Genomic DNA, 25,830 nt, shown 5'->3' with positions numbered 1-25,830 from the left:
ATGGCTTTTCCTGAATACCAGAACATCTTCACCCAGGTGCAGGTCCAGGGGAACCCCGAATGGGGCATGGATGATCAGGGCAACAACATGATGGAGGAACGCGTCGGCAAGCCGCGGTTCAACACCCTGGTCGGCCTCTTCGGAAACGCGCAACTCGGACCCTACTATGTCGGCTGGACGACGCTGGTGGCCTTTGCGACAGGCATCGCGTGGTTCGTCATCGTTGGCTTCAACATGCTGGCGCAGGTCGGCTATTCGATCCCGCAGTTCATCCGGCAGCTCTTCTGGCTCGCGCTTGAGCCGCCGTCGCCTGAGTATGGTCTGTCGATCCCGCCGCTGGATGAGGGCGGGTGGTACATCATCGCCAGCTTCTTTCTGCTGGTGTCTGTGCTGACCTGGTTGCTGCGGGCCTATCTGCTGGCGCAACAACACAAGATGGGCAAGCACATCTTCTGGGGCTTTGCCGCTGCGGTGTGGCTGTTCCTGGTGCTGGGTCTTTTCCGGCCGGTTCTGATGGGATCATGGAGCGAAGCAGTGCCTTATGGCATCTTCCCGCACCTTGACTGGACCACGGCGTTCTCGATCCGCTACGGCAACCTCTACTACAACCCGTTCCACTGTCTCTCGATCGTGTTCCTCTATGGCTCTGTGCTGCTCTTCTGCATGCACGGCGGCACGATCCTCGCAGTGACCCGCTACGGCGGCGACCGGGAGCTGGAACAGATCTACGACCGCGGGACAGCCACCGAACGTGCGGCCCTCTTCTGGCGCTGGACCATGGGCTTTAATGCCACCATGGAAGGTATCCACCGCTGGGCCTGGTGGTTCGCGGTTCTGACGCCCATCACAGGCGGGATCGGGATCCTGCTGACCGGGACGGTCGTCGACAACTGGTTCATCTGGGCGCAGGAGCACAACTTCGCACCGATGTATGACGGCTCCTACGGCTACGAAGACTACGGCTCCTACGAAGCCTTCATCGGGAAGGAGGACTGATCATGCTGCCCAAGTGGTTCGACAAATGGAACGCGGATAACCCGACCAACATCTTCGGTCCGGCAATCCTGATCGGGGTGATCGGTGCAGCTGTTTTTGTGGCGGCCATGGTGGTGACCTTCGGCAACCCGCTGCAGACCGCGTCGCTGCAGACTGGTCCACGCGGCACGGGCATGTCGGTGCCCGAGTTCAATCTGGTCCGGCTGCAAGAGGATCCGACGATCGAGGATTACTATACCGAGGAGCCTTACATTCCCGAAGGCGACGAGCCGCTGGCCCGTGACATCTACGAGAATGTGCAGGTGCTCGGCGATCTGACGGAGGACAACTTCAACCGGGTCATGACGGCCATGACGCAGTGGGTCTCGCCCGAGCAGGGCTGCGTCTACTGTCACGGCGAAGGCGATCTGGAAACCTACGGCGAGGATAATCTCTACACCAAGATCGTGTCGCGCCGGATGATCCAGATGACGCAGAACATCAACGAGAACTGGAGCGGTCACGTCAATGCAGTCGAGGAAGTGGGCGTGAACTGCTACACCTGCCACCGCGGCGAAAATGTACCCTCGGAGATCTGGTTCCGTATCAGCCCGGTGAACGAGGCGGCGGGCGGCTGGGCGTCGGTGCAGAACCGCGCGACCACGGCCAGCCAGTTCACCTCGCTGCCCTCCAACGCGCTGGAAGTGTACCTGACCGACTACGAGCCGGTGAATGTCCACGATCTGGAAAGCCGTGTGCCAGGGATCCCCAACGACGAGGACGTCGCCTCCATCCAGAAGACGGAGATGACCTACTCGCTGATGAACTACTTCTCCAACTCGCTCGGGGTGAACTGTGTCTTCTGCCACAACTCCCGCGCCTTCTACGACCCCGAACAGCACACGCCTCAGTGGGCGACGGCGCTGCTGGGCCGTCAGATGGTGATCGAGATGAACCAGGAGTATCTCATCCCGCTGGAAGATGAATATCCGCCGGAACGGCTCGGCCCGATCTATGCCGATGCCCCGAAGGCTGCGTGCAAGACCTGCCACAAGGGCTATCAGCGCCCGCTGCAGGGAATGAACGTGATTGCAGACTGGCCCGAGCTCGCGACGACGGAGGCGCCGGTCTACGAATGAGGCGTCGGGCGGCACCCGTCGCCCCCCGCCCCAGCCGCGCACGGACCCCTGGCTTCCTGGGTCCGGGCAGCGGGGCCTAAAAACCCCGGTTCCCTTCCTGTTGGCTACAGGAACCTGGCGTCGCACTCGGGGTCACCCGAATGCGGCGCCTTTTCTTTTTCGGGTCGAGCGGCGACCAGGGCTTTGGCAAACGCCCGCCGCTCCCCCCACACAAACGGAGATGTGCGCCATGACCCACCCGAACACACCGACACTGGACCGTATTGCGGGCCCTGCCGATCTGCGGCAGCTGACCGACAGCGCGCTTGCGACGCTTGCGGATGAGCTGCGCAGCGAAGTCATAGACGCTGTCAGCCAGACGGGCGGGCATCTGGGCTCCTCCCTCGGCGTGGTGGAGCTGAGCGTGGCGCTGCACGCGGTCTTTGATACACCGCGGGACAAGCTGATCTGGGACGTGGGCCACCAGTGCTATCCGCACAAGATCCTGACCGGGCGGCGCGACAGGATGCACACGCTGCGGCAGGGCGGGGGGCTCTCGGGCTTCACCAAGCGCAGCGAGAGCGAATACGACCCCTTTGGAGCCGCGCATTCCAGTACGTCGATTTCCGCAGCGCTCGGCTTTGCGGTGGGGCGCGACATGGGCCAGCCGACGGGCGATGCTGTCGCGGTGATCGGTGACGGGTCGATCAGCGCGGGCATGGCCTATGAGGCGATGAACAACGCGGGTGCCGAAGGCCGCAGGCTCTTTGTGATCCTCAACGACAACGAGATGTCGATCGCCCCGCCCGTGGGCGCAATGTCCTCCTATCTGTCCAGCCTGTCGGACCTGACCAAACGCGGGCCCTTCGGTGGTCTGGTGGCCATGGCCGAGGGGATGGAGCAAATGGCCCCCAAACCGGTGCGCGAGGGAGCACGTCGCGCCCGCGAGATGGTGACCGGGCTGGAGAGCCGGGGGACGTTTTTCGAAGAGCTGGGCTTTGACTACATCGGACCCATCGACGGCCACGACGTAGGCCAGCTGCTGAGCGTGTTGCGTGCGGCCAAGACCCGCGCGACCGGCCCGGTTCTGATCCATTGCTGTACGGTCAAGGGCAAGGGATACGCGCCCGCCGAGGGCTCCGCTGACAAATACCACGGTGTCGCGAAATTCGACGTGGACACCGGCGTGCAGGCCAAGGCTAAGGCCAACGCGCCGTCTTACACGGGCGTGTTCGGTGACGCGCTCACCGAAGAAGCAGCCCGCGATCCACGCGTAGTCGCGGTGACCGCGGCCATGCCCGGCGGAACCGGCGTGGACCGGATGGCCAAGCGCTTTCCGGGGCGGGTCTTTGACGTGGGTATTGCCGAGCAGCACGGGGTGACCTTTGCCGCCGGGATGGCAGCAGCGGGGCTAAAACCCTTCTGTGCAATCTATTCGACCTTTCTGCAGCGCGGCTATGACCAGGTCGTGCATGATGTGGCCCTGCAGGGGCTGCCGGTCCGTTTTGCCATCGACCGCGCAGGGCTGGTGGGGGCGGATGGTGCCACGCACGCAGGGGCCTTCGACATCGGGTATCTGGGCGCGCTGCCGGGCATGGTGGTCATGGCCGCCGCCGATGAGGCGGAGCTGAAACATATGGTCGCCACTGCCGCCGCGCATGACAGCGGGCCGATTGCTTTCCGGTATCCGCGGGGCAACGGCACCGGGGCGGAACTGCCCGCGCAAGGCAAGGTGCTGGAGATCGGCAAAGGCCGGATGATCCGCGAAGGCTCCGGCGATGTGGCGATCCTGTCACTGGGCACGCTGCTCGGCGAGTGCGAAACCGCTGCCACCCTTTTGGAGGCCGAAGGCATTGACGCGACCATCGCCGATGCGCGCTTTGCCAAACCGCTGGATATGGATTTAATCGCGCGGCTGGCGCTGACCCACAAGGCGCTGATCACGGTCGAACAGGGCGCGCAGGGTGGGTTCGGTGCAATGGTGCTGCAGGCGATGGCGGGGCACGGGTTCCTTGATCACGGCTGCCGGGTTCGGACGCTCTGCCTGCCGGACAGGTTCATTGATCAGGCGGCCCCGGCCGAGATGTACCGCAACGCAGGCGTCGATGCCGAAGGCATTTTTACAACTGTGATGAGCGCGCTGGAGCAGGAACGCAAGATCGTCGAACTGCACGGGCCGGGCCGGATCTGAGGCCCAGAGTCGTCTGTCTTTTGCCCGTCTCGGTGGGCGTCTTTACGCCTCTTTGGGATGCAGCGACACTGCTCAGGTACCGTTGCCTATCAGCTCAGATCTCGCCAGCAGGGCAGCAGATCGCCCGGTGCCGCGCTGGCTTCGAAGACCGCGCGGGCAATCGCGCGGGTCAGACAGAGCGCGGCGGCATGGCCGATCAGCGCGGTGTCGCCCGCCTCGCGGTCGCGGCTGGAGACGGCAAAGACCAGATCGCCGTCGGCGGGCGTGTGTGCCGGGACGCAGGCGCGCCCGATCCCGTCATGGGCGGCCACGGCAACGCGGTGACACTGGGATTTGCTGAGCCGCGCGTCCGTGGCCACGATGGCGATGGTGGTATTGGCCAATGCCGCAAACGCCTCGGCCTTGGCATTGCTCATGTCCCGCCCCAGCCCCGTGGAGGGATCAGGACCCAACCCGCCGAACTCGCCGTCGATCTCGAAGGGGGCAGCGTAGAAATGCCGGTTGCCCTGCGTCGTCACAGCGCCCACCGGGTTGGCCGCGACCAGCGCGCCGACGGTGGTGCCATCGGGGAGGATCAGCGAGGCGGAACCCAGCCCGCCTTTCAATGTGCCGGTCAGCGCGCCGGTTCCCGCGCCATGGCTGCCCAGGTTGAAGTCCGCGCATGCGGCCTTAAAGGCCGCGCGTCCAAGGGCGGTGTAGGGGTTGTCGTCCCAGTCCTTTACGCCGCCGTTCAGCAGATCAAAGAGGATGGCCCCGGGCACGATGGGCACGTGCACGGGCCCCACGGGAAAGCCGCGCCCCGCCGCGCGCAGGGCCGCCGCTACCCCGCCGCAGGCATCGAGCCCGAAGGCCGAGCCGCCGGACAGCACCAGCGCATCGATATCCTCAACTGTCTTGTCAGGGGCCAGCAGATCCGTCTCCCGCGTGCCGGGGGCGCCGCCCATCACATGGACGGAGGCGGTAAAGGGTCGATCCGCCGTCAGCACCGTCGTCCCTGATTTCAGCAAGGCATCCTGCGCGTTACCGACCTTCAGGCCGGGAATGTCGGTAATCAGATTGCGGGGGCCGGGGATCATATCGGGTGCTCTGTGCAAGGCGCATTGCACGCAGGGTGCCTTAAAGTCTTGCGTCTCTCAATGGGGTGTTCGCATGGATCGCACGACGCGGATTTTTGTGGCTGGGGCGGCGGCGCCTCAGATCCTCGGTTTTGCAGCGGCGGTCGCGGGGTCGCCGGTGTTGGGCACGCCCTTGGGTTCGATCAGCAGCACCTGACACTCCGCCTCCGCCCGCGGGCGATGGGTGACACCCTTGGGCACGACAAAGATCTCGCCCGCTTTGACGGGATGGCTGCTGCCGTCGAGATCCATTGTCATCTCCCCCTCCAGCACCAGAAAGAAATCATCCGTATCCTCGTGCAGATGAAACGGAAACGCGCCCTGGAACCGAACGACCATGACGTCATTGTCGTTGTAGTCCGCCACCACATGCGGATCCCAATGGGTGGTGATCCGGCTGAGTTTTTCGGCGAGGTTCACGGGCGTCATATGCAACGCCCTCCGTCGACTTCCATGGCGACGCCGGTGATCATCGACGCCTCCTCCGAGCATAGAAAGCACGCCGCGTTACCCATGTCCTGCGGTGTGGAAAACCGGCCCAGCGGGATGGTGGACAGGAACTTTGCGCGCATCTCCGGCGTGTCCTCCCCCATGAAGGATTTCAGAAGCGGTGTCTCTCCGGCCACGGGGTTCAGCGCGTTGACGCGGATGCCGTGGGGGGCCAGTTCGACCGCCATCGCCTTGGTCGCGGTGATCAGCCAGCCTTTGGAGGCGTTGTACCAGCTGAGCCGTGGGCGCGGGCTGACCCCGGCGGTGGAGGCGACGTTGAGCACAGCACCCGCGCCCCGCTCCTTCATATGGGGGACAAATGCCCGCGCGGTCAGATAGACTGATTTGACGTTGACGGCGAGCACCCGGTCGAAGTCTTCCTCCGTCACTGTTTCCAGATCTGCGGGCAGATGCGTGACGCCCGCGTTGTTCACCAGAATGTCCACATGGCCCCAGCTGTCGAACGCCAGCCGCGCCATCGCATCGACGGAGGCGCCGTCAGCCACGTTGACCTCCGCCGCCAGCGCATGATCCCCCATCTGATCCGCGAGGCTGCGGGCACCGGCGGTGTTGATGTCGGCGATCATGACGCGCGCGCCCTCGGCGGTAAATTTGCGCACGATGCCCGCGCCAAAGCCCGATGCACCCCCCGTGACGATGGCTGTTTTTCCGGTCAGTCGCATGTTCTCTCCCCCTCAGAGCGTTTGGGCGAGCACCCATCTGTTATGACCGTCGCTGTCCGGTGTTGCGGCAGCGTAGCGATGTGGCAGAAAGCCCTCGCGCAGCCAGAATTTGGTGCCACGTGTGTTGGCCTCCAGCACCGCAAGCTTGAGCGCACCGACGCCGGCCTCGCGGGCTCGTCCCCGGATCAACTCTAGCATAACCCGGCCAATCCCGCGCCCGCGAAATGCAGGATCCAGCAACATCAGGCCGATCCACCAGTCGGTAGGGTACTCGTAGCCCGCGGCGATACAGACCATGCCCGCCATGGCCGTTTCCTCCATCATCGCGAAATGCTGCAGGTCCTGCGGCCCCAGTCCCGGAGGGGCGGCGGTGAAAAACCCGTGGATGAAAGCCGCATCCGGGATGTGACCAACCTCCAGCGTGACGTAATCCGCGGCACGTATGGCCAGATCCAGTGCATCCTCACTATGCTGTGCCTGAGTGATCGGGGTGAGCGCGAGCTTATCCATGCCAGTACCGATGCGTGGCGGAGCACGCCGCGGGCGGTGGATCAGACGGGGGGCGCATCTGTCAGCTCGGTCCTCGGTTCAGGCAGCCGGGGGGCGGCTGCGATCAACAGTTTGGTGTAAGGATGTTGAGGCTCAGTAAAGATTGCCTCGGTCGGGCCCTCTTCGACGATCCGACCCGCTTGCATGACCATGACCCTGTCGGTGACGGAGCGGACGACGCCGAGGTCGTGGGAGACAAAGAGATACCCCAGGCCGTAGCGGCGGCAGAGCCCCGCGATCAGATCGAGAATGCGCGCCCGCACCGAGACATCGAGGGCCGAGACCGCCTCGTCAAAGAGGATAAGCTCTGGCCGGATGATGAGCGCGCGGGCAATGGCGATGCGTTGGCGCTGACCGCCCGAAAAGCTGTGGATGTAGCGGTTGGCATCCTCGGGCCGCAGGCCCACGGCGGTGAGTGCCTCGGCGATCGCACGGTCGCGGTCGGCGCCGGTGGGCGGCTCTGCCAGCAGATGCAAGGGCTCGGTGATCAGACGGGCCACCCGGTGGCGCGGGTTGAAGCTGCCAAAGGGGTCCTGGAAGACCACCTGCATCTGGCGGCGGACGGCGCGGTCGGGCTTGCCATCCGACAACACCGGGCGGCCGCCGAAGGTGATGCTGCCCCGGTCGGGGCGTTCCAGCCCCAGCAATGCCCTGGTGAGGGTGGATTTGCCGCACCCGCTCTCTCCCACCAGCCCGAGCCGCTCACCCCGAAGGAGGGTAAAATCCACGCCCCTGACGGCCTTGAGCAGATCCGGTGGACGGAAAAGTCCGGGGCGCGGCAGCCGGTAGGAAAGGTGCAGGTTTTCTACGGTCAAGAGCGGTTCCGGCGGCGGTGGCGGCGGCAGCGCGACCCGGTGGGTCGAGGCGGCAAAAAGCGCGCGGGTATAGGGGTGCTGCATCTGGCCCAGGACCTGCTCCGTCGGCCCGGTCTCGACAATCTCGCCCTGGCACATGACGGCCAGGCGATGGGCCAGTCCCGCGACAACGGCGAGGTCATGGGTGATGAGGATCAGGCCCATGTCCATCTCGGTCACGAGGCCCCGGAGCAGGGACAGGATCTGTGCCTGCGTGGTGACGTCGAGCGCTGTCGTGGGCTCATCGGCGATCAGCAGCCGGGGACGCAGGGCGATGGCCATGGCGATGACAACGCGCTGGCGTTGCCCTCCTGACAGCTCGTGCGGGTACCGGCTGAGCGGGAAGCGGTCGGGCGGCAGGCCAACCCGGGTCAACACCTCACGGGCGCGGCTGGCGGCCTCGGCGGCGGTCGCGCCCTCATGCAAACGAATGGTCTCGGCCACTTGCCGCCCGATGGTGTGCACGGGGTTGAGGGCGGTCATGGGTTCCTGAAAGACCATGCCGATGTCGCGGCCACGGATGGCGCAGAGCGCAGGCTCCGGCAGGTCAGTCAGTGGCGTCCCTGCGAGGGTGATGCGGCCTGTAGTCCGCGCGCCGGGGGGGAGCAGCTGCAAAATGGCCAGCGCGGTGAGGGATTTGCCGGACCCGCTCTCGCCAGTGATGGCGAGGATCTCGCCCGGGGCGACGGTCAGGCTGACGTGCCTGAGCAGGGTCGTGTCGTTGATGTCAACACATAGGTCGTCAATCTGAAGGAGGCTCATCCGTGGATCTCCCGCAGCCGGGGGTCGAGCCGGTCGCGCAGACCATCGCCCAGCAGGTTCAGCCCCATAACGATGCCGATGATGGCGACACCCGGCACGATGGCCAGATGCGGCGCGAGTGTGACCAGTGTCTGGGCGTCCGCCAGCATGCGCCCGAGCGAGGGGGTGGGAGGCTGCACACCGAGGCCCACGAAGCTGAGGGCTGCTTCGACCTGAATGCCCAGGGCGAACTGGATGGTGCCTTGAACGATGAGCATGTTCAGCACGTTGGGCAGGATATGCTCGACCGAGATCCGGGCACGCGATTTGCCTGCGACACGGGCGGCCAGGATGAACTCCCGCTCCCACAGGGGCAGGGCCGCGCCGCGGGTGACGCGGGCGAAGACGGGGATGTTGAAGATGCCGAAGGCGATGATCGCATTGGTGGCGGAGGGGCCAAAGACGGCTGTGATCAGGATCGCCATGACCAGCAGCGGGAAGGCAAAGACGATGTCGTTGCCGCGCATGATCGCCTCGTCGAGCCAGCGGCCCTTGTGCATCGCGGCGGCCAGCCCAAGCGGCACCCCGAACCCCAGGCCGATTGCCAGTGCCAGCAGGGCCACCCCCAGCGAGGTGCGCGTGCCGACCATGATCATGCTGAGGATGTCGCGGCCAAGGTGATCGGTGCCAAAAGGGTGTACGCCGCCCGGTGGTTGCAGCTTGGCCGGGATGTCGAGCGTGCCGGGATCGAAGGGGGTCCAGGCAAAGGACAGAAGTGCCATGCCCACGAAGAGTGCCGTGAGCGTGGCGCCAAGGATCAGCGTGCGGCTCACCGGCGGGATCTCAGCCGTGGATCGACCGCGGCATAGGCGAGATCCACGAGGAAGTTGATGAGGATCACGGCGAAGACGACAAGCATGACGACGCTCTCCACCACGATGAGATCGCGGGCGGAGATCGACTGGAAGATGAGCCGCCCGAGACCCGGCAGGTAGAAGACCTGCTCGATGATGATGGTGCCCGCAAAGAGAAAGGAGAACTGCAGCCCGATGAGCGTCAGCACGGGGATCATGGCGTTGCGCAACCCATGGCGCCAGATGGCCTGCCGGGCGGAGAGCCCCTTGGCGCGGGCGGTGCGGATATAGTCCTCGCCCAGCACATCGAGCAGGGAGGAGCGCATGACCCGTGTGAGGATCGCGGCCTGGGGCAGGGCGAGGGCGATGGCGGGCAGGGTCAGGGAGCTAAGTCCTTGCGTGAGGCCGTTTTCCCAGCCGGCAAAGCCGCCCGCGGGGAACCAGCGGACCTGGATCGCGAAGACCAGCACCAGCATCATGGCAAACCAGAAGTTGGGCAGCGCTACGCCCAGTTGGGTAGCGCCGGTCACGACCAGATCGCCCGTGCGGCCCCGGCGCGCGGCAGCAAAGATCCCCGCGGGAAAGGCGATCAGCACGGAGAGTGTCAGCGCATAGAGCGCCAGCGGCAGCGAGACACTGATCCGGTCCGCGACCATCCCGGCGACGGGTGTGCGGTAGGTGTAGGAGGTGCCGAAATCCCCCGTCAGCATGCCGCCGACCCAGTTCAGATATCGCTGAAGTTTGGGCACGTCGAGACCCAGCTCTGCGCGCAGGGCGGCGAGGGTTTCGGGTTGTGCACCGAGGCCCAGCATGAAGGAGGCGGGATCACCGGGGGCCACTTCGATCAGCGCGAAGATGATGAGCGAGGCTGCCGCGAGGCTCAGCACCAGAGAGGCCAGACGTTTGATCGTGTACTGCAGCATCCGGGCGAGGGTAGCGTGTTTGGCGGGGGAGGTTAATCTCCTTTCAGCGGGCGTGCGGTCGGAGGGGTTGGTGGAGGAGGGGGAAGCCCCCTTGCCCCCATCGAGGGGGCGCGGTGGCTGCCCGGCCTGGGGCCGGGGGCGCGGGTCGCGGCGGGCAGCACGATGTTTCGGCCGCCCTGTCGCGGTGGGCTTGCTGAGGCTCTGCGCCGGGTTACCTGATGCGTCATGGACACCCCCCGGTTTATCGGCGCGGAGATCTTCCGCCATTCCAGCTATGGTCGCTGGCACCCGCTGCGGGTGCCGCGGGTGAGCACGGTGATGGATCTGAGCCGGGCGCTGGGATGGTTGCCGCGGGCGCAGTTCATCCTCGCGCCGCGGGCCAAGCCCAAGGCGCTGGAGGTCTGGCATACGCCCGATTATCTCGCGGCTTTACAGAGGGTTGAGGCGGCACAGGTGGCGACGGAGGTCGATCTTGCGCGGCACAATCTGGGCTCTGTCACCAACCCGGTGTACCCCGAGATCTACCGGCGGCCTGCCACCGCTGCGGGGGGATCGCTGCTTGCCGGTGAACTGCTGCGCGAGGGCGGAGTGATCTACAACCCGCCGGGCGGAACGCACCACGGCATGCCGGACCGCGCCAACGGTTTCTGCTATCTCAATGACCCGGTGCTGGCGATGCTGAGCCTGCGGCGGAGCGGGGTGCGGCGCATCGCCTATGTGGATATTGACGCGCATCATTGTGATGGCGTGGCGGTCGGATTTCATGGTGATCCCGACTGTCTGATGATCTCGGTGCACGAAGAGGGGCTGTGGCCGCGGACCGGTGTGCTGGCCGATGATGCGGGGGGAGCCGCACTCAACCTGCCGGTACCGCGGGGGCTGAACGACAGTGAGATGGGCTTCATCCAGGAGGCGCTGATCGTGCCGCAGGTGGCGGCCTTTCGTCCCGATGCGGTGGTGCTGCTGTGTGGCGCGGATGGGGTCGAGGAAGACCCGCTGGCGCATCTGTCGCTCAGCAATAATGCGCATTGGGCCGTGGTGTCCGCTTTGATGGGTATGGCGCCGCGGCTTTTGGTGCTGGGGGGTGGCGGCTATAACCCGTGGTCGGTTGGACGGCTTTGGACCGGGGTCTGGGGAACGCTGAACGGCCATGCGATCCCGGAGCGGCTGCCGGAGGCGGCGGAGGCGGTGCTGCGCGGGCTGCGCTTTGACGGGAACCGGCGCGGCAAGAACCCGCCCGAGCATTGGTTCACCACCCTGCGCGATGCTCCGCGGGACGGGCCGGTGCGGGACGCGATCAAGGACCGGGTGGGCGTGTTGACGCAACGGTCGGTGGCCCGAGGGTGGCCTAAACGGCGAATCGGCGGTTAACGCCTGAAAACAAGGGGGATGCCGCGTCGGTATAACGTCGGTATTTCAGCGGTATTGCGTCGGTGCCCGTGTCGGCATGACCGGGATTAACATGGCGCACGTATCTGTTCGTTGACGCGGTGTGACGGGGGCGCGCGGTGGTTTGCCACCCTCGGCGCGGCCACGCCGCCGCCCGGTCAGACGGGCATGTTGTCGAACATATCGTCCATGGCTTCGTCGCGGAGCTTGTCGCCCAGACGTTTCAGCTTTGAGGGCACGGGGTGACCCTGCGCCTTGAGGGTGCTGATGACCCGGTCGAGCTGTGGTTGCAGCGCGATGCGCTCTTGATAAGAGGCACCGGCGATGCGTGTCTGAAGTTGAGATGCGCGCTGTTCGATGTCGGTCAAGGCAGACTCCTTTCGTCCAGAGAGGTCTTGTCTTGCAGGATGCCTCAACCGGAGGTGAGGCGCGGCAGAATACCGGCACCATACACGCAAAAGTAGAGGATCCTCAAGCGAATGCCCAAAAAAGCGGCGCGAATTTACGGGCCATAAGGGAGATCGGTTGTTTCAAACCACTTGCCGCAAAAGCAATACGCATGCGTATGTTTAGATGCTGCAGTGCCGTGTGTAACACTTGTGGAGGAGTGAGCCTTGCGGTCTCAAATCCGGGCGGCCCGGGCGTGTCTGATCGCGATGTGATTCGGTGCTTTAGACACGGGTCAGCGGGTGGGTGACGGAAGGCTGGCGCGTTGCGGATCTGGGTGATGGCGACGACGGCCCGGAGACTTTCGGCGTCGAGGCCGGGTCTGATCGGCCAGCTGTCGGGTCACGCCGGTGGTCGTATCCAGACGCGAAGATGGCCGATGTCGCGAAAACCTGCCACGCGCGCCGCGTCCAGATCTTCTCCGCACTCGTAGCCTGCGACCGGGCGACCCTGTCCGACGGTCGAGGCCGCAGCCAGCGCCTCCGGGTACAAACGACCGTCATCGGGGGCCCCGGAAAAGACGTTGGACAGGCCCACGGCATCTTCGGAGAGATTGGCGATGCAGCCAGCTTGGATCCGGGTGCCCGATGCGCGCGCGAGGAAGGCGAGGTCGGGGTTGTTCAGGCAGGCCGGTGGAAAGATCACCGGTGTCGATGCGGCCCCGTCGCCGCGCCATGCGCTGTGCCACGCCGAGAGTTCGGCCGTGGTGCTGATCCGGTGCCAGCCCGCGGGCATGGTGTGCGCCTTTGGTTCGGACCAGATCCACGATGCCTCGAACAGGAGTTGCAGCCCCAATGCGGCGCCGTCGAGGGACGAGAAGCTGTCTTTGACGCTGGCGACCTCCATCGCCTTGCGCTGGTAGGCTAGGGGGATCGCCGGATCGAGCGTGATCATGTTCGGGTAGTAGGGCGGCGGGGCGTCGAGGCACAGGAACGCAGATGCGTCGCGCTCGAAACGCAGACCGTGCGCCGTCATGATGGCGGCGCAGAGATCGGCGTTGTTGCCAGCGGCAACCTGCGCTGTGTCATGAGCATCCTGCATCATCTGTCCCCTACCATGGCGCGCGGTCAGGGGCGACGGCGCCGTCATCTGAGCGGCGTGCAGTGCTGGAGCGTGCGGGGGGCGGGCCGGTGCGGATGCGCTGGCCCCGGCGACCGACCGGTCCCCCCGATGGTGATTACCTGGCCCAGCTGACGCCCGTAAGGTCGGTGGCCTGCGTGGGTGCGTTGGCCCAGAGACCGCGGAGGTCTGCACTGGCAACCGAGATCTGCGCCAGCTGGAAGAGGTAGCCGTTCACGTAGTCATCCGCGATGATCTGCTGCGCCTCGCCCATGAGGGCGGTGCGGGCCTCCGGGTCGGTGGTGGCGTTGAGCTTGGTGATCAGGGACTGGAAATCAGCGTTGTCGTACTGGAAGTAGTAATCGGGGTTGGCGTAGATCCCGATGTCCATCGGTTCGGTATGGCTGACGATGGTCAGGCCGAAATCCTTGCCGCGAAACACGCTTTCTAACCATTGCGCCCATTCCACGTTGATGATCCGGGCGGTGATGCCGACCTCGGCCAGTTGGGCGGCGATGATCTCGCCGCCGCGGCGGGCGTAGGAAGGGGGCGGCAGGTGCAGCGTGGTGTCGAACCCGTCGGGCAGGCCGGCTTCGGCCAGCAGGTCGCGGGCCTTTTGCGGATCGTAGGCCGACTGCGCGGTCAGGTCCTTGTAGGCGGGGTTGTGCGGTGCGAAATGGGTGCCGATGGGGGTGCCGTAGCCGAACATCGCGCCGTCGATGATCGCCTGCCGGTCGATGGCGTGGGCCACGGCCTGCCGCACCAGCGGATTATCAAAGGGGGCCTGTGCGTTGTTGATGGAGAGGATCGTCTCGCCCTCGGTCGAGCCCACGAGCACCTGAAAGCGGGGATCGGCCTCGAACTGCACGAGGTTCTCGGGCGCGGGGAAGGCGTAGAAGTAATCCACATCCTCCGCCATCACGGCGGCAAAGGCGGCGGTGGGGTCGGAGATGAATTTGAAGGTTGCCGCCTCAAGGGCTGCGGGCGTGCCCCAGTAGTCCTCGTTGCGGGCAAGCTCGATGCGGTCGGACTGGACCCAGTTCACGAATTTGAAGGCGCCGGTGCCGATGGGCTGTTGCTTGATGCCCTCGATGCTTTCGGGCGCGACGATCACCGCGTCGCCCCAGGCGAGGTTGAAGAGCAGGTTGCCGTTGGGTTCCGACAGGGTGAGCCGGACGGTGAGCGGGTCTGTGACCTCCAAGGCGCTGATGGCGGTGTAGAGCGCCTTTTGCGCGTTGGCGCTGTCCTCGGCGAGGATCCGGTCGAGGGTGAATTTCACATCCTCGGCGTCCATGGTGGTGCCGTCATGGAAGGTGACGCCGGAGCGCAGGGTGAACGTGTAGGTGAGCCCGTCGTCCGAGATCTCCCACGCTTCGGCCAGGCCCGGCACGACTGAGCCGTCGGCCATGAAGCGGGTGAGCCCTTCGAAGACGTTGGAGTAGAGGACGGTGTCGATGGCGCCTGCGGCGGCGGAGGTGGGATCCAGATGCGGCGGCTCCAGCTGCACGGCGACGGTGAGATCGGTCTGGGCGCTGGCCGTGCCCACGCAGAGGGCAAGGGCTGTCGTGGCGGCGAGGCGGTGGATAAGATGTGTCATGGTGTCCCTTGTTCTTCGGTGGGGAGCAGCAGGATCTGCAGCGCCGCTCCCATGATCTTTGCGCTTTCCAGCATATCATCAATGTCGATGTATTCATCCGGTTTATGGGCAAGTTCCAGATCACCCGGCCCGTAGGCGATGCAGTTCTTCAGCTTGCCGATGCGGTCGATGTGTTTCTGATCGTAGCTGCCGGGCGAGGCAACATAGGCCGCCGTGCGGCCCGTGACGCGGTGGATCGCCTCGCTGACGGTGCGGACCACGGGGGCTGTGTGGTCGGTCATGGACGGCAGCACGGTGTTGAGCTCCGTCAGGGTGTAGTCGAAGTCCGGGCGGGTGGCTTTCAGATCGTCGAGCAGGTCGGTAATCTCGGCCCGCACCGCGTCCAGCGGTTCCTCGATCAGGAAGCGGCGGTCGATGGTGATGCGGCAGCTGTCGGGCACGCAATGGGCGGGCAGGGAGGTGTCATCCGGCGTGAACTCCGCCAGGCCGCCGTGGATGCTGTTGATGTTCAGCGTGGCGTTGCGCGCGCCGTCGGGGATGACGGGCATCTCCGTGTGGCGGCTGGCCAGGGCCGGGAAAAGCTGTGTCTCGAACGCCTGCAGGACCGCGCCCATGTGGCGGACCGCGCAGTCACCGAGGAAAGGCATGGAGCCGTGGGCGATCTCTCCGTGGGTTTCGATCTCCGCCCACCAGCCGCCGCGGTGGCCCAGACAGATCTGATGGGTGCCCAAGGGTTCGGGGATGATGACGTGCTGCACCCGGGCCGGGTCGAAAAAGCCCTGTTCCGCGAGGTAGGCGACGCCGCCGTAGCCGCCCGATTCCTCATCCGCCGTCCCGGAGATTTCGATGGCGCCTGCGTAATCGGGATGCGTGTCGATGAAGGTTTCCGCTGCGATGATCGCCGCGGCCAGCCCGCCTTTCATGTCGCAGGCGCCGCGACCGTAGATCCGGCCCTCGTCGATCTCGGCTGCGAAAGGATCGCGTGTCCAGCCCTGACCGACCTCGACCACATCGGTGTGGCCGTTGAAATGCACGCAGTCGCCCGGCCGGGTCCCTTCGTGCCGGGCGATGACGTTCCAGCGCGGGTAGCGGTCGCTGTCGCCCGGCGCACCGGTCGCCCGGATCAGCTGGGTGGCAAAGCCGCGGTCAGCCAGCCGCGCGGCCAACAGGTCGCAGATGTCGCGGTAGCAATCGCCCGGCGGGTTCAGCGTCGGGATGCGGATGAGATCGCGGGCGAGCGCTGTCAGCGCGTCGCGGCGGGTGTCAATGGCATCAGAAAGGCGGTCGGTCCGGGACATGAGACGTGTTGTGCGACCCGCGCGGCGGCTTGGCAAGTGCGCGCCGCGGCTTTTGCGCGCCAAGCGCGGGTGGAGAAGCGGTTGCCGCGCGCTAGGTCACGGTTTCGCAAAGCCGGAGAGAGAGATGAGCCAGACAGGTCCCCACCACAACGAGGCGGTTCAGAACGAAGCCTCGGTCCAGGAAGCCATCGGACTGGCGCCCAAGCTGATCTATGAGGTCATTCGCCGCGAGGGCGAGGAGGAGATGGCCCGGCCTGAGCGGTCGCTGATCTGGTCGGGCATCGCCGCGGGCGTGCTGATCAGCCTGTCGGTGCTGGGCGAGGCGATCTTTCGCACCTACCTGCCTGACCAGCCCAGCAGCTATCTGATCGAGAACCTGGGCTATTCACTGGGCTTTCTGGCGGTGATCCTTGGCCGGATGCAGCTTTTCACCGAAAACACCATCACCACGGTGCTGCCGGTCATGCAGGCCAAAAGCTGGCGGGTGTTCGGCAAGATGATGCGGCTGTGGGGCATCGTGCTGGCGGCGAATGTGGTCGGCGCCTTTGCGGTGGCCGCACTGATTGTCTTTACCCCGGCCTTTCCCGACGCGATCATGGGGGCGGTCGTTGATCTGTCGCATCACGCCACCGGCATGGGCACCAGCCAGTCGTTCTGGCGCGGTATCCCCGCCGGTGTGATCGTCGCCCTGATTGTCTGGATGCTGCCACAGGCCGAGGGGTCCAAGTTCCTCGTGATCACCGGCTTTACCTGGCTGATCGCGGCGGGGGATTTCACCCATATCGTCGCGGGATCGGTCGAGATGGCCGTGCTGATCTGGATGGGCGATCTGTCCGCGGCCACGGCGATCTTTGGGTTTTTCCTGCCGGTTCTGAGCGGGAACATCATCGGTGGTACGGTGATCTTTGCGCTGATGGCCTGGAGTCAGGTGCGGGACGAGATCGAGGACAACTGACGCCACATATGGAACCAAGCGGCCATCGCCGGCGTTGGCATGGCGAAGTGACCAAAGGAGAGCAATATGTTAGAGTACGCAGGAATTGGTGGATTTATCATTCTGGTCCTGAACATCTGGGCCATCGTGTCGATCATCGGATCGGGTGCGTCGACGGGGAGCAAGGTGCTCTGGACGCTGTTGGTGTTGGTGCTGCCGGTTATCGGTTTCATCGTCTGGCTGATCGCCGGGCCAAAATCATCGAGGGTCGCCATCTGACATGCCGTCGCCCCGACGCGTGAGCTTTGCAGTCAGCCGCGCTGCTGCCTTCGCAGCGGTCGGGCAGATTGCCAAAAACAACCTCGGCCTGATTGCGGCCGGGGTTGCTTTTTATTCCATGCTGTCGGTTTTTCCGGCCCTTGCCGCGTTGATCGCGGTGCTGAGCCTCATCGCTGATCCTGTTGTTGTGATCAGCCAGCTTGAGCAGGTGCGCGGGTTGATGCCCGACGCTGTCTACAACATCCTCAACCGTCAGATTATTGCTCTCGTGAGTGCCAGTTCGGGCACGCTGGGCTGGGCAGGGATTGTCTCTCTCGGCGTCGCGCTGTGGTCCGCGCGCGCGGGTGTCGGGGCGATGATGCACGGTCTGAACCTCGTTTACGCGCAGCAGGGACGGACGAGCATCAAGCACTACTTGCGTGCGCTGCTGCTGACGGTGTCGCTGCTGGGTGTGGGGGTTGTGTCGCTGTTGACCATCGTGGTGACGCCGGTTGCCCTGTCGTTCTTTCCGCTGGGAGGCGTTGCGAGCTTTCTGATTGATATGCTGCGCTGGACCGTCGCGATTGTGGTGATTTTTGGCGGGATCGGGATGCTCTACCGTTTTGGCCCCAACCGCAAAGGAATCCGCATCGGATGGCTGACACCCGGGGCTGTGATGGCGGGCACGTCCTGGGCCATCATGTCCATCGGGTTCTCTTACTACGTGGCGCATTTCGGCAATTACAATGAGGTCTACGGCTCGATCGGGGCGGTCATCGCGATGCTGATCTGGCTGTGGCTGAGCAGCTTTCTGGTGTTGCTCGGGGCGGCGCTGAACGCCGAGATCGAGAAACGCCGACCCGACGTGGCGCCCGCGCCCGAGAAGCCCGCCCCGGTCCAGGGCCCGTTGATTGCCGAAGCCTCGGTCGAGGCGGCGGAGTAGCAGTTACCCACCCCGCGAATGCGATCACTTCGCCAATTAAATTAACGAAGTTTGGAACGATCACGGGGGTGACTTGGTTCTTCTTGTAACGGAAACACAAGAGGAGATTGAAAATGTCCAGCGCATTGAACGTTGTACCAGAGACCACCGAAATCAACACAGGCGTGAAAGAAGTGGAAGCCATTGCGCAGGGTCTTGAGGACGCGCTGGCGGATACGTACCGTCTGCTGTTCAAGACCCACGCGATCCATTGGAACGTCGAAGGCCCGTTGTTTTTCTCGGTGCACAATCTGACAGAGACGCAATACGACAACCTGTTCGAGGCCGCCGATGAATTGGCCGAGCGGATCCGGTCGCTGGGTCAGCTGGCACCGACAACCCTGTCATCCATTGTCGCCAATTCGGTGGTGCAAGATACGGAGACGCCGCAGTCAGCCGGTGAGATGTGTGAAGACCTCGCCGCGGATCACGAGCGGGTTGCCCATCGTTTGCACACGCTGATCAAGATTGCGGATGAGCACAGCGATCCGGTGACAGAGGATATGGCAACCGAGCGCGCTGCCTTCCACGAGAAAGCTGCCTGGATGTTGCGCTCCATCGCCAAGAGCTGACGTTGAAGATCATCAACAAACTTTAGCAAAAACGCCCCGCAGATGTGCGGGGCGTTTTTTCGTTTAGGCCTTGAGCGTTTCGGTGGACGAGAAGAACATCGCCTGGCTCACCGCCGAGATCACCTGATCCTCCGTGTAGGGTTTGGAGATCAGGAAGGCGGGCTCGGGCTTGTCGCCTGTCAGCAACCGCTCCGGGAAGGCGGTGATGAAGATCACCGGCGTATCGCCGAGTTTTCCGAGCAGATCGTTGACCGCGTCAATGCCCGATGAATTATCGGCCAGCTGGATGTCCGCCAGGATCAGGTCGGGCCGTTCCGCGGCGCCAAGCCGGTTCGCCTCATTGCGGGTGCGGGCAATTCCGGTAACGAGATGTCCCATGTCGGCCACGATGCTTTCGATGTCCATCGCAATGATCGCCTCATCCTCGATGATCATCACCCGGCCTGACACCGCGTCTGCCATCTCCCGGCGGGCGATCTGCACGAGGGTCTCGGCCTCCGCCTGATCAATGCCGATGATCTCGGCGATCTGGCCAAAATCGAACCCTTCGATACTGTGCAGCAAAAGCGCCTCGCGGCTGTTGGCGGTCAGTTTTGACAGGTGTTTCTGTGCCCGGCCCGCAATGCCGGTTTCGCCGTCATCCACGGGGGCCCCAGCACTCGACCAGATACCGTAGAGCACCCTGAAAAGCCCCGTTCTCACCGACGTACCATCCAGAACGGAGCGGTCCAGCAGAATTGCCTCAAGCGCCGCGGCGGCGAACCGGTCGCCGCTGTCCTGGCTGCCCGTCATGGCGCGGGCAAAGCGCCGCAGATATGGCAGGGCGGTCGCGAGTTCATCGCTTACGTCCTGTGCGGCGGGGATGTCAGACATGATACATCATCCTTTTTTTGATTTTTGTCGGAACCAAACGCCCCGCCCGGTGTTTGGTTCCGAGCAAGTTACGGCATTTTTACGTTTATTGAGGATCGGCAGCAATATGGCTCAATCGGGCGCCCAGCAAAAACGCGAAAGCGTGATAGACGAGAACCTCAAGCGTGTCTACGAGGAGGCGCTGGAAGAGGCGGTGCCGGATCGGTTCAAAGATCTGCTGGCTGCCCTGAAAGAGCAGGAACAAGGCAAAGGGCCGTCCGAATGAGCGCGGAGGATCCGCGCGAGGCGCTGGTAGAACATCTGCCCGCGATGCGTGCCTTTGCCATCAGCCTGACCCGCAACAGCGCCACTGCCGATGATATGGTGCAGGATACGCTGGTGAAAGCCTGGACCAATATCGAGAAATTTCAGCCCGGCACGAACATGCGGGCCTGGCTCTTTACGATCCTGCGCAACACCTATTATTCCTCGCGGCGCAAGGCCAAGCGAGAGGTCGCTGACATCGACGGGGTGCATACCGAAGCGCTCGCCGAGAAGCCCGCCCACGACGGCAGGCTGCAGATGAAGGATTTCCGCGATGCCTTTGCGCAGCTGAGTGATGAACAACGCGAGGCGCTGCTGCTGGTTGGCGCATCGGGTTTTTCATACGAAGAGGCGGCGGAGATGTGCGGCGTTGCCGTGGGCACCATCAAGAGCCGTACGAACCGGGCGCGTCTCCGGCTGAGCGCGCTGTTGGAGCTAGACGAGGACGACGCGCTGGAGATGACCGATGATGCGACCATGTCCGTGTTGACCGCTGGCAAGGCGTCCTCTTTTTAACGGCGGAACCATGGACGGACAGGCGCCATGACCGGTGGTTTTCTTGACGGCGACGTGTTCCGCGGTCTGGCGTTTCGCATCCTGGTGTTCCTGTCGCTGGCATTGCTGCCTTTCGGGCTGATCGCGGTTGTCCAGACCCGGGAAATCGCCCATCAGGCCCAGGAGAGCACCGAGCTTTCGCTGTTGGGGCTGACAGAGCGATTTGCCAACGGCGAAAGCAGCATTGTGCAAAAGGCGTTCGGCGCTGCCGACGCCTTGAGTGCCGTGGTGCCATTGTTCGGGGAAGACGATGCGGCCTGCAGCGCATTTCTGCGCGCGTATCAGCGCGATTCCGGTGTTTATTCGATGGTGGGGTTCATTGCGCCGGGCGGCATGATGCGCTGCTCCTCCGCTGGCACGGCTTTTGACATGGCTGCCTATCCGGACTTTGATGTGGTGCTGTCGGAAGGCGAGCCGGGAATCGTGCTGAGCCGGACCGGGCCGATCAGCCAGCAGGCAGAGCTGGTGATGATAAATCCCGTCACCACAGGCGATGCGTCGGGCGGGTTCATGCTGCTGTCCGTGCCGCTTGCCACCATTCGCGAGCACCCGGACTTGCCCGTGTCACTGGCGCCGTCCGATCTGGTGACTTTCAATGCCAGTGGCGACGTGCTCAGTTCCGAGCGCGCGCGATTGGTCACCCAGGCCGATTTGCCGCAGAACCGAAGCCTGACAGCGCTGGTGGGCCAGAGCACGGCTGTCTTTGAGGACGAGAATGAGGCCGGTGCCGCGCGGGTCTATGCGGTCGTACCGATCGTACCGGATGTGTTTTACGCCATGAGCATCTGGCGGCAGTCCGACGTGCTGACAAGTGTGAGCCCGCGCGAGACGCTGAGCATTTTTCTGCCCATGTTGATGTGGCTGGCGAGCCTGGTGGTGGCCTTCTGGTCGATCAACCGGCTGGCCATCCGCTATATCCGCAAATTGGGTCGGCAGATGCGCCTGTTTGCCTACAACCGCGCGATGCCGCGCACGGCCATGGGACCGGGTGCGCCCCGTGAATTCATTGATATCCAGCAGGCTTTCATGGGCATGGCCGAGAGCATCATCCGCGATGAGGCTTCGCTGGAGGATTCGCTGCGCCAAAAGAGCATCCTGCTGAAAGAGGTGCACCACCGGGTCAAGAACAACCTGCAGCTGATCTCCTCCATCATGAACATGCAGATCCGCCGGGCGCCCACAGAAGAGGCGCGCCGCGTCCTGCGCCGCCTGCAGGAACGCATCCTGAGCCTGGCGACGGTTCACAAGAACCTGTACCAGACCGATGGCGTGGACCGGGTCGATGCGGGCGAGCTGATGGGGGAGATCATCGGCCAGCTTCTGGTGGTCGGGCTGCCCGCGGGATCGGCGGTGAAGGTCAGCCAGAGCTACGCGTCAGTGGCCCTGGATACGGATGATGCAGCCCCCTTGACGCTTCTGGTGTCGGAGGCGGTCACCAATGCCATGAAATACATCGGTGAGCCGCAGGCCGGTCAGCAGGCCCGGCTCGATATCCGGCTGGAGCCATCGGGGGAAGAGCACGCGCTCTTTACTATCCGCAATACAGTGGGGCCTGCGCGCGATGTGGACGGGACAGGATTGGGCAGCCAGTTGATCAACGCTTTCGCCCGGCAATTGAACGGCCAGATCACCAGCGAGCGGGAGGGAGACGTCCATGTGCTGACGCTGCGCTTCCCCGTGCCGCACCGGATCAAGCCGGTTCACGACTACTGACCGGCCCGCAGGTCGGAACTTTTGCCGGTCAGCCCGCGTTCCCTCCCTGACGCCACGAGAAAGGAGGCCAGAAATGTCGGGAGACGTTTTCGTTTTTGGGCTTTCTATTCTGACGGTGGTTGCGGTGCTTGTCTATTTGTTGACCCGCGAGGGACGCGACAACAACTGCGATGATCGGGACTGATGCGAAAGCGGTGAAAACCTGATACCATCGGACGAGCCGGGCTTCGCCAGCCCGCTGCCCGTGCCAAGATAAGATGGAAGCCAAAGATACCCAGCCCCGGTCACTGTTCAGTGGCCGGGGTTTTTTCTTAGAAACTGGGCGGGGTGGAGGCGCTGACAATCTCGCAGGGCTCGTCACCGATGTTGCGAAAGCGGTGGGGCAGACGGCTGTCAAAGAGGTAGCCGTCACCCGCGCTCAGCACGCTGACCTCGTCATCCACGGTCACTTCGATCTGGCCCCGGATCACGATGCCCGCTTCTTCCGCCGGGTGGCTGAGCAGTTCTGGCCCGGTATCGGCGCCCGGCGCATAGTGTTCGTGCAGCACCTGCAGGCTGTGCGACCGGGCATTGCCCAGCTGCCGCAAGGACAGCAACTGGCTGTCGGGTCCGGGCGGCGCCAGTTCGGTGAATTCGTGCTTGAGGTAGAAGAACCGGCTCTGGCGCGTCTCTTCGAGAGTGGCAAAGAACTCCGCCATGGAAACGTCGATGGCATCCAGCAGGCTTTTGAGCGACGCGACGGACGGGCTGGTCTTGTTTTGCTCGATCATGGAGATGGTACCATTGGTCAGCCCCGCGCGCTGCGCCAGCTCGCGTTGCGACAGCCCGCGGTCCTGCCGGACCTTGCGCAATTTTTCACCGATGTTCATGCGCGTCCCCTCGTTGGCCTGTCTGCGTTGCTTTTGTTTGATTTTTTAAACGATCCGGGTGCGCCGGCACCAGCGCAATTCGTCAATTTTTCCCTTTAAAGAAGGATCAATCGACAGAATGCCGATTGACACCGGTGAGAAAGGGGAGTTCGGTAAATTAAACACCATATCCCCTCTGCGAAAGGAGTGCGCCCCATGGCGACGACCGTCAAGACACCCCAGCCGAAATCCACCGTGAAAAAGCCGCGGAAAGCGCCGCGGCGCAAGATGAAAGTGGTGGCAAGCACCCCCGTTGAGCAGAGCAACGCTGCCCTGCTGGCGCGGCGCGAGGCGGCGGTGCCGCATGGCGTGGCATCCGCGGCACCGGTCTTTGCCGACCGCGCGGAGAACGCGGAGCTGTGGGATGTGGAAGGCAAGCGCTACATTGATTTCGCGGGGGGCATCGCGGTGCTGAACACCGGTCACCGGCACCCCGGCGTCATCGCGGCGGCCAAGGCGCAGGAAGATCGCTTTACCCACACGTCTTTTCAGGTGGTGCCCTATGAGCCTTACGTGGCGCTGGCCGAAAAGCTGAACGCGCTGGCCCCCGGAGATCACGACAAGAAATCGCTGCTGGTGACCACGGGCGCCGAAGCCGTCGAGAACGCCATCAAGATCGCGCGGGGTGCGACGGGGCGCACCGGTGTGATCGCCTTTACCGGCGGCTATCACGGGCGCACGCTGCTGACGCTCGGGATGACGGGCAAGATCAACCCTTACAAAAAGGACGTGGGTCCCTTCCCGGCGGATATCTTCCGCGCGCCGTTCCCATCGGCCCGTGACGGAATCACGGTTCAGGATGCGCTGACCGGGCTGCAGAACCTGTTCCTGACCGATGCACAGCCGGACCGGGTTGCTGCAATCATCATCGAGCCTGTGCTGGGTGAGGGCGGCTACATGCCCGTGCCGACAGAGATGATGCAGGCGCTGCGGGCGATCTGCGACGAGCACGGCATCCTGCTCATTGCCGATGAGGTGCAGGCGGGCTTTGGCCGCACCGGCACCTGGTTCGCGGTGGAGCATTCGGGCGTGGTGCCGGATCTGATCACCGTGGCGAAATCCATGGCGGGCGGCTACCCGCTGGCCGGTGTGATCGGGCGGGCGGAGATCATGGACGCGCTGCCGCCCGGCGCGCTTGGCGGGACCTACGGCGGTAACCCGGTGGCCTGTGCGGCGGCGCTGGCGGCGATCGACGCGATCGAAACCGAAGGTCTGCTAGCGCGCTCGACCGAGCTGGGCGCGCGGTTCCGGGCACAGTTCGCGGAGATCGGCGCGCGCGTGTCGCCCTACCGGATGTGGGACATCCGCGGCCTGGGCGCGATGCTGGCGGTGGAGTTCGTGACAGACTTCGAGACAGCGACACCGGATACGGCGCTGGTCAAGTCGATCTGCGCTCACGCGCTGAAACGCGGGCTGATCCTGCTGAGCTGCGGGATGCACGGTAACGCTCTGCGCATCATGGTGCCGCTGACTGCGTCGGATGAGATCGTCGCCGAAGGCATGGCGATCTTTGAGGCAGCGCTTGCCGATGCGGTGGCGGAACGCGCCGCGGCCTGATCGCCGAGATATCTCTGAACCACAAAAGGGCATCCCGTCAGGGGTGCCCTTTTTCGCTCGGTCAGCGCTGGTTGTCGAAGATCAGTCGGGCGGCCAGCCCGCCGAACACCGCGCCCAGAAAATAGCGTGACCATCGGGTGAAGCTACCCCCGCTCAGCCACATCTGTCGCGCGCCACCCGCGAGCCAGACCACGGTGCCGTTGACGAGCAGGCCAACCACCTGCAACACGCAGGCCAGCACGAAGACCTGCGTGACCACCGACCCCGAGGTGGGATCGAGAAACTGCGGGAACAGCGCGAGGAAGAACAACGCCACCTTTGGATTCAGCACGTTGGAGAAGAACCCCTGTCGGAAGACAACCCACAGAGCCCGGCGATGCGCTTTCGGTGCGGCGGGGTCGCTTTGCGTGGTGATGGTTTGCCACGCGAGAAAGAGCAAATAGGCGGCCCCCAGATACCGCACAAGATCATAGGCATAGGGCACGGCGAGAAACAGTTTCGACAGGCCAAGCGCCAGTAGCAGCGCGTGAAACATGGCGCCTGCGGCGACGCCCAGATAGGTTACCAACCCTGCTCCGCGTCCTTGTGCGGCACTGCGTGCCGCGACGAGGATCATATCCGGTCCGGGCGTAATGCAGAGCGCGAAACAGGCGGCAGCAAAGATAAGGAGCGTATGAGGGTCGATCATGGATGCTGTCCTCGATCTCCGGGGGGCTAGAGAAGCAGCGGTGTGATCACCCCCGCCAGCAGGATCGGTAGCACGAAACTCAGACATACCCAAAGGATCATTTTGCGGCGAAACCGCTGTTTGTCCGAGAGGGGCGGGCGCTTGGGCATGCGGGGTCAGATAGCGCGCCGGTCGTCCCGGCACTGCGGTATTCCGGCGCAGCATC

General features: G+C 64.2%; 26 protein-coding genes. 12 read left to right on the top strand and 14 right to left on the bottom strand.

Features of this window, described 5'->3' with window-relative positions:
• From pufM to dxs, 3 genes are all read left to right on the top strand, one after another.
• The gene (gene pufM / locus Q1A53_RS16780; protein WP_299968794.1) at positions 1-996 is read left to right on the top strand and encodes a photosynthetic reaction center subunit M; all 996 of its coding nucleotides are present in this window, start codon (positions 1-3) and stop codon (positions 994-996) included.
• Between the two features lie 2 nt (positions 997-998).
• Entirely contained in the window at positions 999-2,114 is a 1,116-nt protein-coding gene (pufC, locus tag Q1A53_RS16775) for a photosynthetic reaction center cytochrome PufC (RefSeq protein ID WP_299968793.1), read from the top strand.
• A 229-nt stretch (positions 2,115-2,343) separates the two neighbouring features.
• On the top strand, positions 2,344-4,284 hold the full coding sequence (gene dxs, locus Q1A53_RS16770) for a 1-deoxy-D-xylulose-5-phosphate synthase (RefSeq protein ID WP_299968792.1): 1,941 nt from the start codon (positions 2,344-2,346) through the stop codon (positions 4,282-4,284).
• Between the two features lie 89 nt (positions 4,285-4,373).
• On the opposite strand, the gene Q1A53_RS16765 is transcribed toward dxs, so the two are convergent.
• From Q1A53_RS16765 to Q1A53_RS16735, 7 genes are all read right to left on the bottom strand, one after another.
• Complete coding sequence (locus tag Q1A53_RS16765; RefSeq protein ID WP_299968791.1) at positions 4,374-5,360, bottom strand: P1 family peptidase; 987 nt, start codon at positions 5,358-5,360, stop codon at positions 4,374-4,376.
• Between the two features lie 117 nt (positions 5,361-5,477).
• Positions 5,478-5,828: a cupin domain-containing protein gene (locus Q1A53_RS16760; RefSeq protein ID WP_299968790.1), complete on the bottom strand. Its 351-nt coding sequence runs from the start codon at positions 5,826-5,828 to the stop codon at positions 5,478-5,480.
• Entirely contained in the window at positions 5,825-6,571 is a 747-nt protein-coding gene (locus Q1A53_RS16755) for an SDR family oxidoreductase (protein WP_299968789.1), read from the bottom strand. Before Q1A53_RS16755 ends, Q1A53_RS16760 begins: the two co-directional genes overlap by 4 nt.
• A gap of 12 nt (positions 6,572-6,583) precedes the next feature.
• Positions 6,584-7,081, bottom strand: coding sequence for a GNAT family N-acetyltransferase (locus tag Q1A53_RS16750; protein WP_299968788.1), 498 nt, complete (start codon positions 7,079-7,081; stop codon positions 6,584-6,586).
• Between the two features lie 41 nt (positions 7,082-7,122).
• Positions 7,123-8,736 (bottom strand): dipeptide ABC transporter ATP-binding protein, encoded by a 1,614-nt coding sequence (locus Q1A53_RS16745; RefSeq protein WP_299968787.1) that lies wholly within the window; start codon positions 8,734-8,736, stop codon positions 7,123-7,125.
• The gene (locus Q1A53_RS16740; RefSeq protein WP_299968786.1) at positions 8,733-9,548 is read right to left on the bottom strand and encodes an ABC transporter permease; all 816 of its coding nucleotides are present in this window, start codon (positions 9,546-9,548) and stop codon (positions 8,733-8,735) included. Before Q1A53_RS16740 ends, Q1A53_RS16745 begins: the two co-directional genes overlap by 4 nt.
• A complete protein-coding gene (locus Q1A53_RS16735; protein WP_299968919.1) occupies positions 9,545-10,492 on the bottom strand; it encodes an ABC transporter permease in 948 nt (315 codons plus the stop codon). The genes Q1A53_RS16740 and Q1A53_RS16735 overlap by 4 nt, the downstream gene beginning before the upstream one ends.
• A gap of 225 nt (positions 10,493-10,717) precedes the next feature.
• On the opposite strand from Q1A53_RS16735, the gene Q1A53_RS16730 reads away from it, so the two are divergent.
• On the top strand, positions 10,718-11,863 hold the full coding sequence (locus Q1A53_RS16730; protein ID WP_299968785.1) for an acetoin utilization protein AcuC: 1,146 nt from the start codon (positions 10,718-10,720) through the stop codon (positions 11,861-11,863).
• A 176-nt stretch (positions 11,864-12,039) separates the two neighbouring features.
• On the opposite strand, the gene Q1A53_RS16725 is transcribed toward Q1A53_RS16730, so the two are convergent.
• The 4 genes from Q1A53_RS16725 to Q1A53_RS16710 all read right to left on the bottom strand — a co-directional run bounded on the left by Q1A53_RS16725 (position 12,040) and on the right by Q1A53_RS16710 (position 16,282).
• A complete protein-coding gene (locus Q1A53_RS16725) occupies positions 12,040-12,249 on the bottom strand; it encodes a hypothetical protein (protein ID WP_299968784.1) in 210 nt (69 codons plus the stop codon).
• A gap of 421 nt (positions 12,250-12,670) precedes the next feature.
• Complete coding sequence (locus Q1A53_RS16720; protein ID WP_299968783.1) at positions 12,671-13,369, bottom strand: hypothetical protein; 699 nt, start codon at positions 13,367-13,369, stop codon at positions 12,671-12,673.
• Positions 13,370-13,505: 136 nt separating this feature from the next.
• Positions 13,506-14,984, bottom strand: a complete 1,479-nt coding sequence (locus Q1A53_RS16715; protein WP_299968782.1) for an ABC transporter substrate-binding protein — start codon at positions 14,982-14,984, stop codon at positions 13,506-13,508.
• Positions 14,981-16,282: an acetylornithine deacetylase/succinyl-diaminopimelate desuccinylase family protein gene (locus Q1A53_RS16710; protein ID WP_299968781.1), complete on the bottom strand. Its 1,302-nt coding sequence runs from the start codon at positions 16,280-16,282 to the stop codon at positions 14,981-14,983. Before Q1A53_RS16710 ends, Q1A53_RS16715 begins: the two co-directional genes overlap by 4 nt.
• A 124-nt stretch (positions 16,283-16,406) precedes the next feature.
• On the opposite strand from Q1A53_RS16710, the gene Q1A53_RS16705 reads away from it, so the two are divergent.
• The 4 genes from Q1A53_RS16705 to Q1A53_RS16690 all read left to right on the top strand — a co-directional run bounded on the left by Q1A53_RS16705 (position 16,407) and on the right by Q1A53_RS16690 (position 19,028).
• Positions 16,407-17,237, top strand: a complete 831-nt coding sequence (locus Q1A53_RS16705) for a formate/nitrite transporter family protein (protein ID WP_299968780.1) — start codon at positions 16,407-16,409, stop codon at positions 17,235-17,237.
• A gap of 66 nt (positions 17,238-17,303) precedes the next feature.
• The gene (locus tag Q1A53_RS16700) at positions 17,304-17,495 is read left to right on the top strand and encodes a PLDc N-terminal domain-containing protein (protein ID WP_299968779.1); all 192 of its coding nucleotides are present in this window, start codon (positions 17,304-17,306) and stop codon (positions 17,493-17,495) included.
• 1 nt (position 17,496) lies between these two features.
• Positions 17,497-18,417, top strand: coding sequence for a YihY/virulence factor BrkB family protein (locus Q1A53_RS16695; protein WP_299968778.1), 921 nt, complete (start codon positions 17,497-17,499; stop codon positions 18,415-18,417).
• 113 nt (positions 18,418-18,530) lie between these two features.
• A complete protein-coding gene (locus tag Q1A53_RS16690) occupies positions 18,531-19,028 on the top strand; it encodes a DNA starvation/stationary phase protection protein (RefSeq protein WP_299968777.1) in 498 nt (165 codons plus the stop codon).
• A gap of 63 nt (positions 19,029-19,091) precedes the next feature.
• On the opposite strand, the gene Q1A53_RS16685 is transcribed toward Q1A53_RS16690, so the two are convergent.
• Positions 19,092-19,901 carry a response regulator gene (locus tag Q1A53_RS16685; protein WP_299968776.1) on the bottom strand — a complete coding sequence of 270 codons (810 nt, stop codon included), beginning with the start codon at positions 19,899-19,901 and terminating at the stop codon, positions 19,092-19,094.
• Here Q1A53_RS16685 and Q1A53_RS23425 point away from each other — a divergent pair.
• From Q1A53_RS23425 to Q1A53_RS16670, 3 genes are read left to right on the top strand one after another with little or no spacing between them, the layout of a single operon-like run.
• Positions 19,900-20,166, top strand: coding sequence for a NepR family anti-sigma factor (locus Q1A53_RS23425; RefSeq protein WP_366872831.1), 267 nt, complete (start codon positions 19,900-19,902; stop codon positions 20,164-20,166). The genes Q1A53_RS16685 and Q1A53_RS23425 overlap by 2 nt on opposite strands.
• Positions 20,163-20,720, top strand: coding sequence for an RNA polymerase sigma factor (locus tag Q1A53_RS16675; RefSeq protein WP_299968775.1), 558 nt, complete (start codon positions 20,163-20,165; stop codon positions 20,718-20,720). The genes Q1A53_RS23425 and Q1A53_RS16675 overlap by 4 nt, the downstream gene beginning before the upstream one ends.
• A gap of 27 nt (positions 20,721-20,747) precedes the next feature.
• The gene (locus tag Q1A53_RS16670; protein ID WP_299968774.1) at positions 20,748-22,472 is read left to right on the top strand and encodes a sensor histidine kinase; all 1,725 of its coding nucleotides are present in this window, start codon (positions 20,748-20,750) and stop codon (positions 22,470-22,472) included.
• A gap of 311 nt (positions 22,473-22,783) precedes the next feature.
• Here Q1A53_RS16670 and Q1A53_RS16665 read toward each other — a convergent pair whose 3' ends face one another.
• Positions 22,784-23,341, bottom strand: coding sequence for a cupin domain-containing protein (locus Q1A53_RS16665; RefSeq protein ID WP_299968773.1), 558 nt, complete (start codon positions 23,339-23,341; stop codon positions 22,784-22,786).
• A gap of 195 nt (positions 23,342-23,536) precedes the next feature.
• Between Q1A53_RS16665 and gabT the strand changes: the two genes are divergently transcribed.
• Complete coding sequence (gene gabT, locus Q1A53_RS16660) at positions 23,537-24,937, top strand: 4-aminobutyrate--2-oxoglutarate transaminase (RefSeq protein WP_299968772.1); 1,401 nt, start codon at positions 23,537-23,539, stop codon at positions 24,935-24,937.
• A 61-nt stretch (positions 24,938-24,998) separates the two neighbouring features.
• Here gabT and Q1A53_RS16655 read toward each other — a convergent pair whose 3' ends face one another.
• A complete protein-coding gene (locus Q1A53_RS16655; protein ID WP_299968771.1) occupies positions 24,999-25,625 on the bottom strand; it encodes a LysE family translocator in 627 nt (208 codons plus the stop codon).
• Positions 25,626-25,830: the final 205 nt, after the last annotated feature.

The organism is uncultured Roseobacter sp. (assembly GCF_947496515.1).
GTDB lineage: Bacteria > Pseudomonadota > Alphaproteobacteria > Rhodobacterales > Rhodobacteraceae > Roseobacter.
The sequence above is the reverse complement of the archived record's forward strand: the minus strand, read 5'-3'. Positions and strand labels throughout refer to the sequence as shown.

Bases quoted from the DNA above. Each gene is read 5' to 3' on its own strand.
- Q1A53_RS23425 (WP_366872831.1), top strand. From the start codon at position 19,900: ATGATACATCATCCTTTTTTTGATTTTTGTCGGAACCAAACGCCCCGC.
- Q1A53_RS16665 (WP_299968773.1), bottom strand. From the start codon at position 23,341: ATGAACATCGGTGAAAAATTGCGCAAGGTCCGGCAGGACCGCGGGCTG.
- pufC (WP_299968793.1), top strand. From the start codon at position 999: ATGCTGCCCAAGTGGTTCGACAAATGGAACGCGGATAACCCGACCAAC.
- Q1A53_RS16755 (WP_299968789.1), bottom strand. From the start codon at position 6,571: ATGCGACTGACCGGAAAAACAGCCATCGTCACGGGGGGTGCATCGGGC.
- Q1A53_RS16685 (WP_299968776.1), bottom strand. From the start codon at position 19,901: ATGTCTGACATCCCCGCCGCACAGGACGTAAGCGATGAACTCGCGACC.
- Q1A53_RS16655 (WP_299968771.1), bottom strand. From the start codon at position 25,625: ATGATCGACCCTCATACGCTCCTTATCTTTGCTGCCGCCTGTTTCGCG.
- Q1A53_RS16705 (WP_299968780.1), top strand. From the start codon at position 16,407: ATGAGCCAGACAGGTCCCCACCACAACGAGGCGGTTCAGAACGAAGCC.
- Q1A53_RS16745 (WP_299968787.1), bottom strand. From the start codon at position 8,736: ATGAGCCTCCTTCAGATTGACGACCTATGTGTTGACATCAACGACACG.
- Q1A53_RS16695 (WP_299968778.1), top strand. From the start codon at position 17,497: ATGCCGTCGCCCCGACGCGTGAGCTTTGCAGTCAGCCGCGCTGCTGCC.
- Q1A53_RS16730 (WP_299968785.1), top strand. From the start codon at position 10,718: ATGGACACCCCCCGGTTTATCGGCGCGGAGATCTTCCGCCATTCCAGC.
- Q1A53_RS16700 (WP_299968779.1), top strand. From the start codon at position 17,304: ATGTTAGAGTACGCAGGAATTGGTGGATTTATCATTCTGGTCCTGAAC.
- dxs (WP_299968792.1), top strand. From the start codon at position 2,344: ATGACCCACCCGAACACACCGACACTGGACCGTATTGCGGGCCCTGCC.
- Q1A53_RS16765 (WP_299968791.1), bottom strand. From the start codon at position 5,360: ATGATCCCCGGCCCCCGCAATCTGATTACCGACATTCCCGGCCTGAAG.
- Q1A53_RS16735 (WP_299968919.1), bottom strand. From the start codon at position 10,492: ATGCTGCAGTACACGATCAAACGTCTGGCCTCTCTGGTGCTGAGCCTC.
- Q1A53_RS16690 (WP_299968777.1), top strand. From the start codon at position 18,531: ATGTCCAGCGCATTGAACGTTGTACCAGAGACCACCGAAATCAACACA.
- Q1A53_RS16720 (WP_299968783.1), bottom strand. From the start codon at position 13,369: ATGCAGGATGCTCATGACACAGCGCAGGTTGCCGCTGGCAACAACGCC.
- Q1A53_RS16675 (WP_299968775.1), top strand. From the start codon at position 20,163: ATGAGCGCGGAGGATCCGCGCGAGGCGCTGGTAGAACATCTGCCCGCG.
- Q1A53_RS16670 (WP_299968774.1), top strand. From the start codon at position 20,748: ATGACCGGTGGTTTTCTTGACGGCGACGTGTTCCGCGGTCTGGCGTTT.
- pufM (WP_299968794.1), top strand. From the start codon at position 1: ATGGCTTTTCCTGAATACCAGAACATCTTCACCCAGGTGCAGGTCCAG.
- Q1A53_RS16750 (WP_299968788.1), bottom strand. From the start codon at position 7,081: ATGGATAAGCTCGCGCTCACCCCGATCACTCAGGCACAGCATAGTGAG.
- Q1A53_RS16760 (WP_299968790.1), bottom strand. From the start codon at position 5,828: ATGACGCCCGTGAACCTCGCCGAAAAACTCAGCCGGATCACCACCCAT.
- gabT (WP_299968772.1), top strand. From the start codon at position 23,537: ATGGCGACGACCGTCAAGACACCCCAGCCGAAATCCACCGTGAAAAAG.
- Q1A53_RS16710 (WP_299968781.1), bottom strand. From the start codon at position 16,282: ATGTCCCGGACCGACCGCCTTTCTGATGCCATTGACACCCGCCGCGAC.
- Q1A53_RS16715 (WP_299968782.1), bottom strand. From the start codon at position 14,984: ATGACACATCTTATCCACCGCCTCGCCGCCACGACAGCCCTTGCCCTC.